The sequence below is a fragment of the Xenophilus azovorans DSM 13620 genome (assembly GCF_000745855.1).
Classification (GTDB): domain Bacteria; phylum Pseudomonadota; class Gammaproteobacteria; order Burkholderiales; family Burkholderiaceae_C; genus Xenophilus; species Xenophilus azovorans.
This window is the reverse complement of sequence record NZ_JQKD01000055.1, coordinates 21,477-30,874: the sequence shown is the minus strand read 5'-3', so window position 1 is coordinate 30,874 and position 9,398 is coordinate 21,477. Positions and strand designations below refer to the sequence as shown.

General features: G+C 68.6%; 10 protein-coding genes and 1 pseudogene. 4 read left to right on the top strand and 7 right to left on the bottom strand.

From position 1 onward, the window contains the following. The coding region (locus Q392_RS32190; RefSeq protein WP_157008087.1) for a transposase at positions 1-146 on the bottom strand (146 nt) is incomplete at its 3' end. 32 nt (positions 147-178) lie between these two features. Here Q392_RS32190 and Q392_RS32185 point away from each other — a divergent pair. Next, a pseudogene (locus Q392_RS32185) lies at positions 179-325 on the top strand (DUF2274 domain-containing protein); the annotation flags it as partial. A gap of 57 nt (positions 326-382) precedes the next feature. Further along, positions 383-682, top strand: a complete 300-nt coding sequence (locus Q392_RS22465; RefSeq protein ID WP_245610780.1) for a helix-turn-helix transcriptional regulator — start codon at positions 383-385, stop codon at positions 680-682. Positions 683-820: 138 nt separating this feature from the next. Here Q392_RS22465 and Q392_RS22460 read toward each other — a convergent pair whose 3' ends face one another. Together Q392_RS22460 and Q392_RS22455 are read right to left on the bottom strand one after the other, a co-directional pair. Beyond that, complete coding sequence (locus Q392_RS22460) at positions 821-1,738, bottom strand: MBL fold metallo-hydrolase (protein WP_038212713.1); 918 nt, start codon at positions 1,736-1,738, stop codon at positions 821-823. Between the two features lie 416 nt (positions 1,739-2,154). Beyond that, positions 2,155-3,147: an oxidoreductase gene (locus Q392_RS22455; RefSeq protein ID WP_038212704.1), complete on the bottom strand. Its 993-nt coding sequence runs from the start codon at positions 3,145-3,147 to the stop codon at positions 2,155-2,157. A 103-nt stretch (positions 3,148-3,250) separates the two neighbouring features. On the opposite strand from Q392_RS22455, the gene Q392_RS22450 reads away from it, so the two are divergent. Then, positions 3,251-4,174, top strand: a complete 924-nt coding sequence (locus Q392_RS22450) for an AraC family transcriptional regulator (protein WP_038212701.1) — start codon at positions 3,251-3,253, stop codon at positions 4,172-4,174. Here Q392_RS22450 and Q392_RS22445 read toward each other — a convergent pair. After that, on the bottom strand, positions 4,141-4,596 hold the full coding sequence (locus Q392_RS22445; protein ID WP_051953865.1) for a hypothetical protein: 456 nt from the start codon (positions 4,594-4,596) through the stop codon (positions 4,141-4,143). The genes Q392_RS22450 and Q392_RS22445 overlap by 34 nt on opposite strands. 233 nt (positions 4,597-4,829) lie before the next feature. Here Q392_RS22445 and Q392_RS22440 point away from each other — a divergent pair, with 233 nt between their 5' ends. Continuing rightward, entirely contained in the window at positions 4,830-5,117 is a 288-nt protein-coding gene (locus tag Q392_RS22440) for a hypothetical protein (RefSeq protein ID WP_038212700.1), read from the top strand. A 23-nt stretch (positions 5,118-5,140) separates the two neighbouring features. Here the strand turns inward: Q392_RS22440 and Q392_RS22435 are convergent, their stop codons facing one another. Genes Q392_RS22435 through xdhA form a run of 3 tightly spaced genes read right to left on the bottom strand, consistent with a single transcriptional unit; the run spans position 5,141 to position 9,344 of the window. Next, positions 5,141-5,575, bottom strand: a complete 435-nt coding sequence (locus Q392_RS22435; RefSeq protein WP_051953864.1) for a nucleotide triphosphate diphosphatase NUDT15 — start codon at positions 5,573-5,575, stop codon at positions 5,141-5,143. Continuing rightward, a complete protein-coding gene (xdhB, locus tag Q392_RS22430; protein WP_038212743.1) occupies positions 5,572-7,875 on the bottom strand; it encodes a xanthine dehydrogenase molybdopterin binding subunit in 2,304 nt (767 codons plus the stop codon). Before xdhB ends, Q392_RS22435 begins: the two co-directional genes overlap by 4 nt. Further along, the gene (gene xdhA / locus Q392_RS22425; RefSeq protein ID WP_038212699.1) at positions 7,872-9,344 is read right to left on the bottom strand and encodes a xanthine dehydrogenase small subunit; all 1,473 of its coding nucleotides are present in this window, start codon (positions 9,342-9,344) and stop codon (positions 7,872-7,874) included. The genes xdhB and xdhA overlap by 4 nt, the downstream gene beginning before the upstream one ends. Positions 9,345-9,398: the final 54 nt, after the last annotated feature.

Below are 9,398 nucleotides of genomic sequence, written 5' to 3'. Positions count from 1 at the left end.
CCCGAGCGCAGCACCCACAGCACGCCATTGACGAAGGCACGGTTGTCTGCGCCACTGCGCCCAGGGTCCGAGGCTTTGCCGGGCAGCAAACCCTCAAGACGCTTCCATTGGTGATCTGTCAGTTCGTAGCGGATCGGGCGAGACATTCAGGCTGGCTTCCTCCTGCCCGTATCGTCTCATCTCCCATGTTCGTCGCCCTGAATGTCGATTCAGCCTAGGGCCGCTGCCTTCCAGCACCAGCACGAAGCTGACCTTCACTTGCCAGGCTGGCCTGAAGGCTGACCTCGATCGGTACGCCGCGCTGCATGCGCAGACTTACGGCGATTGGAGTGCGGCACAGGTCTGGACAAACTGGCGTTGAACGACACACGGAGAGATTCATATGGTCTACATGGGAGTTTCTGCGCCGAAGGCGATGGCCCTGGAAGCTGATCGCATCCCGCCCATGTTCTATCACATGCGCGATGTGCTGCGCATGACGGCGTTGAGCCGGTCCAGCCTTTACAGGCGCATTGCGGCTGGCACCTTCCCCGCGCCGGTTTCCCTGGGTGGTTCCGCCAAGGGCTGGCGCCGAACCGACCTGGAGCAATGGGAACAGGATCCGGGGAACTTCAAGCTGAAGACAGCCTGCACGACCATCACCACCGTGCAAGGAGCGAAAGTCCGCCAAGTGCGTTGCTGAGTGCATGTCACTGATGCGACTCGGCCACCGACCGAGACGCATCAGCACCTTGTCTTTGCAGAACGCCCACTGTCGAAGCAATTTGCTGTGAATTCCGGCGAGGTGCCGATACTTGCACTGATGAAGGAAAAGATGCCGTCAGTAGTCCCAGATGACCGGCACCCAGCGGAAAGCGTCCCCATCAATCGCGACACGACCGACGGATGGGAATGGAAGGTGTGCGGCCACCAGCAATCCACGGCTCTCCGCAAGTTCTCGGAAGAGGCCGACTCGAACGCGTGTCGATTCCTCGGGGTCGTGTTCGAAGCCGTTCTGCCAGTCGGGGTGATCGAACCCGACCGGGAACATGGCATCGCCGGCGAAGAGGAGCCGCTCCCCTTCAGACACCAATTCGACCACGCTGTGCCCCGGCGTATGACCACCCGTGAGGCGAACGAACACACCTGGTGCAACCTCGTGCTTGTCCTTGAAGATCCGAAGTCGATCGCGATACTCGTCGTGGAAGCTGGTCGCGGTCGTCCGGAGCACGGGGGGCACCGGGTTCGGCATGACGGTCTGGGAGAAATCAGGCGCCGTCCAGAACTCCACCTCGGCAGCGGCAACGTGGATGCGCACGTCCGGGCGCAGCCGATCCCTGACTTCGGGGACCAGGAGCCCGCCCACATGATCCATGTGCATGTGGGTGATGATCACATCGGTCACGTCCTCGAGCCTGATGCCCGCGGCTTCCAGCCGCCGGGGAAACTGTCCGGCGCGCGGGAAGCCCGAGAACTGGCCTCCCAGTCCGGCGTCGATGAGGATGGTCTGGTCTCCACTTCGAGCGACCATGACATTGAGCGGCCAGTCGAACTTGTCCGGCGGCATGAACATGTGGTCGAGCCATTGCGCGAGGTCGGCCGGATCCACGTTGGTGGCCATGGTGGACGTCGGCAGCGGAAGCACCCCGTCGCTGACCACCAGCGCGTCGATCTCGCCGATCTGCAGCGCATAGCGGGACGGGACCAGGTCATCGGCCTGCGGGGTTGTCTGTTGGGGGGGATTGGCTACTGAAGGCATTGTGGAATCTCCAAAGTGATGGCCCAGCCACCGGGGCCGGAAGCGGCTGGCAACGGGTCGGGATCGCCCTCCTGCCTCAGGGGCTGTCGGGCACCAATCACGGCGAAAGGCCGGACGACATGAAGCGTAGGCATCCAGGGTCTGGGCTGGTAGATCTGCCTGGGGCCGCACACCGTTGCCGGATGCACACCAATCGCCTCCGCAAGAAGTGGGTCGCCCTCGTTTCAAGGACGCGCCGCGAAGGGGGAGGAATGACGCCACGGCGCTCCTTCCTGCCTGGCAGCAAGGCGAGCGATTCGTACCATGGCCCCTGAGCCCCGCCCCCTGTGCCCCGAGGAAGCGAACTCGGCATCGGCGGCCCATGGCATTGGCAGATGGCACAGCTCAGACGCGGGCGACCATCTCGCTGACCGCCATCACGTGAGCGGTCGTGCTCCGAATTTCCCGGCAAGCTGCTCGCTCAGCGCCCACAGACGCTCGGCCTGGACGGGGTCCGTGGCCCAGGGCCGAACGCCCGACCGCCCGGTCTCCCCGTCCTCGGCCAGGCGCGCGATATTGCAGTCCTCGCAGTACAGGCCCCCCACTCCCTGCAACAAGGGACTGGTCGCGCACCAGAGGGCGGTTGCCGCCCCCTGGGCGGGCGTCTTCAGGTCGCGCTCCGGCGCCACGACGAGCCCGCCGTCCGCATCGTGCACGCCGAAGGCGGCGATCTCTTCCGGCGTCAGGTGCCGCGCCAAGGGGCCCAGCACCGAGCCCGGATGGACCGAGAACGCCCGCACGCCCGCCGCGCGGCCCCGTCGGTCGAGGCCGACGGCGAACAGCGCATTGGCCGTCTTCGACTGCCCGTAGGCGATCCACTTGTCGTACGGCCGCCGCACGAACGAGACGTCGTCGAAATCCACCGGCGCCAGTTGATGCCCGCGGGACGACATCGAGACGACGCGCGCGTCGCCTGCCTCCAGCAGGGCCGGCCAAAGGGCTGCCGTCAGCCGGAAGTGGCCCAGGTGATTCACGGCGAACTGCCATTCCACGCCGCGCGGGTCGCGGGCGAAGGGCGTCGCCATGACGCCCGCGCTGTTGATCAGCAGGTGCAGCGGCCGCCGCATCGCCAGACAGCGCCCGGCGAAGGCGTCGATGGAAGCGGGGTCGGCGAGGTCCAGGGCGTCCACGATGACGTTCGGCTCGTCATCGAGCGCCTGGCGTGCCCGCGCGAGGTCCCGTGCCGGCACGGTCACCTGCGCACCGGCGCGGGCCAGCGAGCGCACCATCTCCAGGCCCAGCCCCGAGTAGCCGCCCGTGACGATGGCGTGCTTTCCGTCCAGGCGGATGTCGGCCATGACATCGGCGGCAGTGCTGGCGGCGTGGAAGGGCGAGGCAATCGGTGCCTGGGGAAAGATCGTCCGGTGCATGGCAAGAAAAAAAGAGATCGTGAAACCGATGCCGTCACTGTGAACCCGCAAGACTGGACGCGGAAGCCTCGTTCTGCTCGATTCATGTCGAGATAATCCACTCATGGCCGATCCGCTCTCGGACACCCTGTCGCTCCTCGATGCCCGGTGCGAGCTGTCCACGGGCCTTTGCGCAGGGGAACGCTGGGGCGTTCGCGTCGGCCGGTACGAGGGCCTCAAGTTCAACGTCGTCCTGCAGGGCAGCGCTTGGCTGATGCCCGAGGGGGCCGCCGCGGTGCCCCTGGCGGCCGGCGACTGCTTCGTGCTTGGCGGGGGCGCACCGTTCGTCCTCACCAGCGCGCCGGACGTGCCGCCGCGCGACGCTGCCGAGGTCTTCGCCGGTGCACCGGAAGGCGGCAGTGTCCGCATCGGGTCGGGAAAGGACTTCTCGGTGGCCGGCGGCAGGATGGTCCTGGCGCCGGCGTCGGCCGGCCTGCTGGTCGGCGCCCTGCCCGCGCTCATCCACCTGCCCGCCTCGTCCACGGCCGCGCAGACGGCCCGCTGGCTGCTCTCGCTGTTCGTGCACGAACTGCAGGCAGGCGGCCCGGGCAGCCGCACCCAGGCCACGCATGCGATGCACATGATCTTCGTCGAGCTGATGCGCATGCAGCTCGCATCGCCCGGCGGCGTGCCGGCGGGCTGGCTGTCCGCCCTGGCGGACGAGCGGATCGGCCGCGTCCTCGAGGCACTGCACGGCGAGCCGCTGCGGCGGTGGACGCTGCCGGAACTGGCCGCGATCGCGCGGCTGTCCCGCTCGGGCTTCGCCCTTCGCTTCAGGAAGGTCGTGGGACGCTCGCCGCTCGACTACGTGCTGACGCTGCGCATGCACATCGCCGCGCGCGACCTGCGGCAGCAGCGCAAGCCGGTGGCCGCCATCTCGCAGGCGCTCGGCTACTCGTCCGAAAGCGCCTTCGGCAGTGCCTTCAAGCGCGTGTTCGGCTGTGCGCCGCGGACCTACGCGCCCCGGCGGCCCGGCACGCCCGCCTGAGCCGCATCGGCACGCGGCGGCAGGAAGCCGCGGGCGCTCGCCAGGTCCGGCCACGGCAGGACGGTCTCTCCCGAGACCAGCCACCGGCCGTCGACCTTTCTCAGGCGCAGCTCGTACAGTGCCGCGTCCGCCCGCTCGCTCATGCGCCGGTACAGGATGGCGGTGGCGGTGTCGCCCTGCTCCTCGACATGGAGGATGCGCTTCTCGGTCGACAGGGGCGGCTCGCCGGCATCCCGGCGGCTGCGGAACTCGGCCATCATCTCGGCCTTCGAGAAGCGCGCGACCTCGCCCTGCGGGGTCAGCACCAGGAAGCCGAGGTCTTCGGTGTACAGGCGCTCCATCTGCTCCATGCGGTAGTGGCTGCCTGTCTCCGCAAGTTCGTCGATGAAGGCGGAAATCTCGGGGTTGACGGTGGTGTTCACTTTCGAATCTCCTGGAATGGCCGCGAGGGCCGGAGCCTCGAATCTGGCGGCAGGCGCCGCCGTTGGGTAGACCGGCCCCGGACAAACACCGTTGCCCGGGTGGACAAGGTGCGAACGCCCACGGTGCCGATGGCTCACCGCCGTGTCGCATCCCTGCGATCTACCGCTGCGGCCGCGCTCTTTCTACGATGCCGCTGAACACAGGCACCCGTTTCCAACGAAAGGAGCGCGCCATGGTCACGCAGAGGAATGGCAGGCCCATCCAGGCCCTGGACGACGAGGCATGGCACGGCTACCAGAGGACGCGCCTGCTGCAGCGGCACGCGCAGCTCGGCCGGCATTTCGCACTGGACTGCGCCGGCCTCGTGCGGCGCCTGGCATGCCCGCAGGGCACGCCTGCTTCCGTCAACGCCGCGCCCGCGGCCGGCGCGGCGCGATCGGAGAGGGTTCAGGCGATCGGACACCTCGTGCGCGTCGCCCCGCTGCCCGGCCAGTGCGGGTGGCAATGGTTCGCCCGATGAGCATGGGCGCTGCGGGCAGCGCCTCATCCAGGTGCCTGCCTCGATGCCGATGAGGCGGAAGCGAAGTAGCCGGCGGTGGGGGCGAACAGCGGCCCCGGGCATTCGTCCTGCAGCAGCCACTGCCAGCCCGCGCACTTCGACGGCTCCCTGAGCTGCGCGTCGCCGCCGGCATCGCCGCAGACGTACAGCGTGAGGTAGCGCCGCCCACTGTCCACATGGCTGAACCAGCCCTCGGCCCGGGCATTCGACAGGTGCAGGCCCGTCTCTTCGAGGAGTTCGCGCGCCGCGCACGCGAACGGATCTTCGCCGGGCTCCAGATGGCCTCCCGGAAAACCCCAGGTACCGCGTCCCAATGCGCTGCGCCGCAGTCCGAACAGGTAGCGTCCGTCCCGCCGGATCGCCACGCCGACGCCGAGAACGGTCTCGAGCGGCACACTGCTTGCGGAATTCACGTTCATCGAATGCTTTCGAGGGCGTCGAGGATGGCCTCGGGCGTGGCGGGCGCACGCAGCGCGGGCGCCTTGGCATGGCCGCCCGTGGAGGCGACCGCGTCCCATATGGCAAGCCACACGGACACGGCCAGCTGCAGCGGGGGCTCGCCGATGGCCTTGGAGCGGTGCACGGTGTCCTCGGCGTTCTCGTTCTCGAAGAACGCAACGCGGAAGTCCGCCGGCACGTCGCGCGAGGTCGGGATCTTGTAGGTCTGGGGGGCATGGGTCAGCAGGTACCCGTCGTCGCGCCAGGCCAGTTCCTCGGTGGTGAGCCAGCCCATGCCCTGGACGAAGCCGCCTTCGACCTGGCCGCGGTCGAGCGCAGGGTTGAGCGAACGCCCGACGTCCTGGAGGATGTCGACCCGCTCCACCTGGAGTTCGCCGGTGAGCACGTCGATGCTCACCTCGCTGCAGGCCGCGCCGTAGGTGTAGTAGTAGAACGGGCGGCCCTTGAACGTGTCGAAGTCGTATGCGACCTTGGGAACGCGGTAGTAGCCCGTCGCCGACAAGGACACCTGCATCGCGAAGGCGTGCCCGCACAGTTCGGCAAAGGCCATGCCGCGGCCGCCGCATCGGGCCCGGCCGTGCGCGAACCACACCTCGGCCGGCGTGCAGTTCCACAGCGCTGCCGCAACCCGCGCGAGACGCTGCCGCAGATCCCGCGCGGCGTTGAAGGCGGCCATGCCGTTCAGGTCGGCGCCGCTGCTGGCGGCGGTGGACACGGTGTTGGGCACCTTCGCCGTATCGGTGGCGGTCACGAACACGTCGCCGGCGCGCAGCCCCAGTTCGTGCGAGACGATCTGCGCGATCTTGGTGTGGAGTCCCTGCCCCATCTCGGTACCGCCGTGGTTCACGCTGACGGTTCCGTCGACGTAGATCTGGACCAGCGCGCCGGCCTGGTTGAGGCAGGTGGCGCCGAAGCCCACGCCGAACACCGCCGGCACCAGCGCAAGGCCGCGGCGGATCCAGCGGCTGCCGCCGTTGAACGCCTCGACGGCCCGCCGGCGCGCCCGGTAGCCGCAGTCCTGCTCGAGTCGATCCACCAGTGCGGGCAGCACGTTGTCCTCGAGCACGAAGCCGTAGTGCAGGCGGGCTCTCTCGCCCTGCGCCAGCAGGTTGCGCTTGCGCAGATCGAGCGCATCGATCCCCAGCTTCAGCGCCAGGTCCTGCATGGCCGCTTCCATGCCGAGCACCCCCTGCGGCCCGCCGAACCCCCGGAAGGCGGTGGCCGATTGGGTGTGGGTGCGGGCGCGGAACGACGTGCAGTGGAAGTGGGGCACGAAGTACGCATTGGTCGCGTGAAAGACCGCGCGGTCCGCAACGGCCCCGGAATAGTCGGCCGACCAGCCGCAGCGCACGAGGTGGTCGAAGGAGGCGGCAGTGATCCGGCCCGCGTCGTCCACCGCCACCTGCCAGCCGATGCGGAAATCGTGGCGCTTGCCGGTGATCATGAAATCGTCGTCGCGATCGGGCCGCAGCTTCACGGGGCGGCCCAGCGCCGCAGCCGCCAGGGCGGCCAGGGCCGCGAAGACATAGCACTGCGACTCCTTGCCGCCGAAGGCGCCGCCCATGCGACGGCATTGCACGTTGACCCGGCCCAAGGGCCACCCCAGGGTCCGGGCGACGATCTGCTGCACCTCGCTCGGGTGCTGAGTGGCGCAGTGCACCACAACGCGGTCGTCTTCCGCCGGCAGGGCATAGGCGATCTGCCCCTCCAGATAAAAGTGCTCTTGGCCGCCTATGTCGACGCATCCGGTGGAAACCACGGACGCGTGCGCGAGCGCATTTATGACATCGCCGCTGCTTGCAACACGCGCGGGAACCGCCTCCATCCCCTTTTTGCGTGCGGCCGTTGCGTCGACAACGGCCGGCAGCAGCGCTGTCTCCACCTTGGCCAGGCGCGCGGCGCGGCGCGCCGCCACGCGGGTCTCGGCGACGACGAGAAACAACGGCTGCCCCCAGTACGAGACATTCTCGTGGGCCAGCAGGCATTCGTCCCTGACGATGATGCCGTGCAAATTGGATCCTGGAATGTCCTCGGCCGTGAGCACGCGCAGGACACCCGGGTGTGCGCGCACCCTCGAAAGATCGAGCGCCAGGATGCGTCCGCTGGCGACGGGCGCAAAACCGATGGCCGCGTGCGCAGTGCCCTGCGTCTCGGGCAGATCGTCGGTGTAAGGCGCCAGCCCGGCGACGTGCATGTGGGCACTGTCGTGTGCCCGGACGTCGCCGACACGCGATCCCGCGGCGTCGATAGCGGCCGTCATGGCGCTGCCCCTTCCCGGCATTCGAGGCGGGCACGCTCCGTGCCCTCGAACTCCAGCGCCGCGCGCAGTAGGAGATTGCCTGCCACGCGCATGCGGTACCCGGCGCTGGCCCGGTGATCGGACAAGGGGGTGAAATCGTCCGCCAACGCAGCCGCGGACGCCATCATGGCTTCTGCGCCAAGCGTGCGGCCGTGCAAGGCGGTCTCCACGCCCCGCGCTCGCCTGGGCGTCGCCGCCATGCCACCCAATGCGATTCTCGCGGCGGCGACGCGACCGTCGCCGTCCAGCCGCAGCGCGAGCGCCATGCTGACCGCCGAGATGTCGTCGTCACGCCGCTTCGAGACCTTGTAGGCACGCACGAACAGGTTGTCCCCCCGCGCCGGCACATCGATCGCCTCGATGAACTCGTCCGGCCGCAGCGCGGTGCGCTGGTAGCCGAGGTAGAAGTCTTCGATCGCCATGGCCCGGCGCCCGGCGGCGCCGCGCAGCAGCAGGCGCGCGCCGATCGCCATCAGCACCGGCATCGAGTCGCCGATGGGCGAGCCGTTGGCGATGTTGCCGCCCAGCGTGGCGACGTGGCGTACAGGCGGCGACGCGAAGCGCTGCCATAGCTCCGCCAGCTCGGGAAAGTCGCGCGCCAGCGCCTCGGCAGCGTCCTCGAGCGGCAGCGCCGCACCGATGCGCAGGCCATGGCCGGTCCGGACGACGCCCCGCATGTCGCCGACACCGGCAAGGTGGATCACCTTCGGCAGCGCGCGCAGCTGCTTCGTCACCCACAGGCCGACATCGGTGCCGCCGCCGAGCAGCACGGCCTCGGGATGCGCCTGCCGCTGGGCGGCGAGTTCGTCACTGCTGGCGGGGAACATCACGGTCTCCCCGTGGCTTTCGAGCACCCGCGGCGCGGCGTCGACGAGCGTTCGCACGCGCTGCAGCAGCGAGGCATCGGCAGCCGCGTCGCGTGCGATCCGCGGCAGGCGGTACATGGACCGGGCGGCGCGCAGGATCGGCGCGTAGCCGGTACATCGGCACAGGTTGCCGCTGAGCTGGCGATGGACCTGTTCGACCGGCGTGGGCTGAGGGTGCCGCAGGTAGTGCTCGTAGAGGCTGACCACGAAGCCGGGCGTGCAGAAGCCGCACTGCGAGGCATGCTCCTCGACCATCGCAGCCTGTACCGGGTGCAGGGCGGACGGGCACCCGATGCTCTCGACCGTCGCCAGCAGCCTTCCGTGAACGGCGCTCAGCGGAAGGAAGCATGCGTTGACGCTGCGCCAGCGCACGCCGTCGCGGGAAGGCGCGGACTCCCCGAGCAGGACCAGGCAGGCGCCGCAATCCCCCTCGGCGCATCCTTCCTTGGTGCCGGTCAGCCGCCGCTCTTCGCGAAGGTGCTGCAGCAGCGTGTGCGCATTGCCTTTCCATTCGGCCTGGACGACCTGCCCATCATGGCCGTAGATGATGCTTGCGGAATGCATTTGCCTGGCCTTTCGACTTCATTTCGATACATTGTGTAGCTTAAATATATTCGC

Bases quoted from the DNA above. Each gene is read 5' to 3' on its own strand.
- Q392_RS22465 (WP_245610780.1), top strand. From the start codon at position 383: ATGGTCTACATGGGAGTTTCTGCGCCGAAGGCGATGGCCCTGGAAGCT.
- Q392_RS22460 (WP_038212713.1), bottom strand. From the start codon at position 1,738: ATGCCTTCAGTAGCCAATCCCCCCCAACAGACAACCCCGCAGGCCGAT.
- Q392_RS22455 (WP_038212704.1), bottom strand. From the start codon at position 3,147: ATGCACCGGACGATCTTTCCCCAGGCACCGATTGCCTCGCCCTTCCAC.
- Q392_RS22450 (WP_038212701.1), top strand. From the start codon at position 3,251: ATGGCCGATCCGCTCTCGGACACCCTGTCGCTCCTCGATGCCCGGTGC.
- Q392_RS22440 (WP_038212700.1), top strand. From the start codon at position 4,830: ATGGTCACGCAGAGGAATGGCAGGCCCATCCAGGCCCTGGACGACGAG.
- Q392_RS22435 (WP_051953864.1), bottom strand. From the start codon at position 5,575: ATGAACGTGAATTCCGCAAGCAGTGTGCCGCTCGAGACCGTTCTCGGC.
- xdhB (WP_038212743.1), bottom strand. From the start codon at position 7,875: ATGACGGCCGCTATCGACGCCGCGGGATCGCGTGTCGGCGACGTCCGG.
- xdhA (WP_038212699.1), bottom strand. From the start codon at position 9,344: ATGCATTCCGCAAGCATCATCTACGGCCATGATGGGCAGGTCGTCCAG.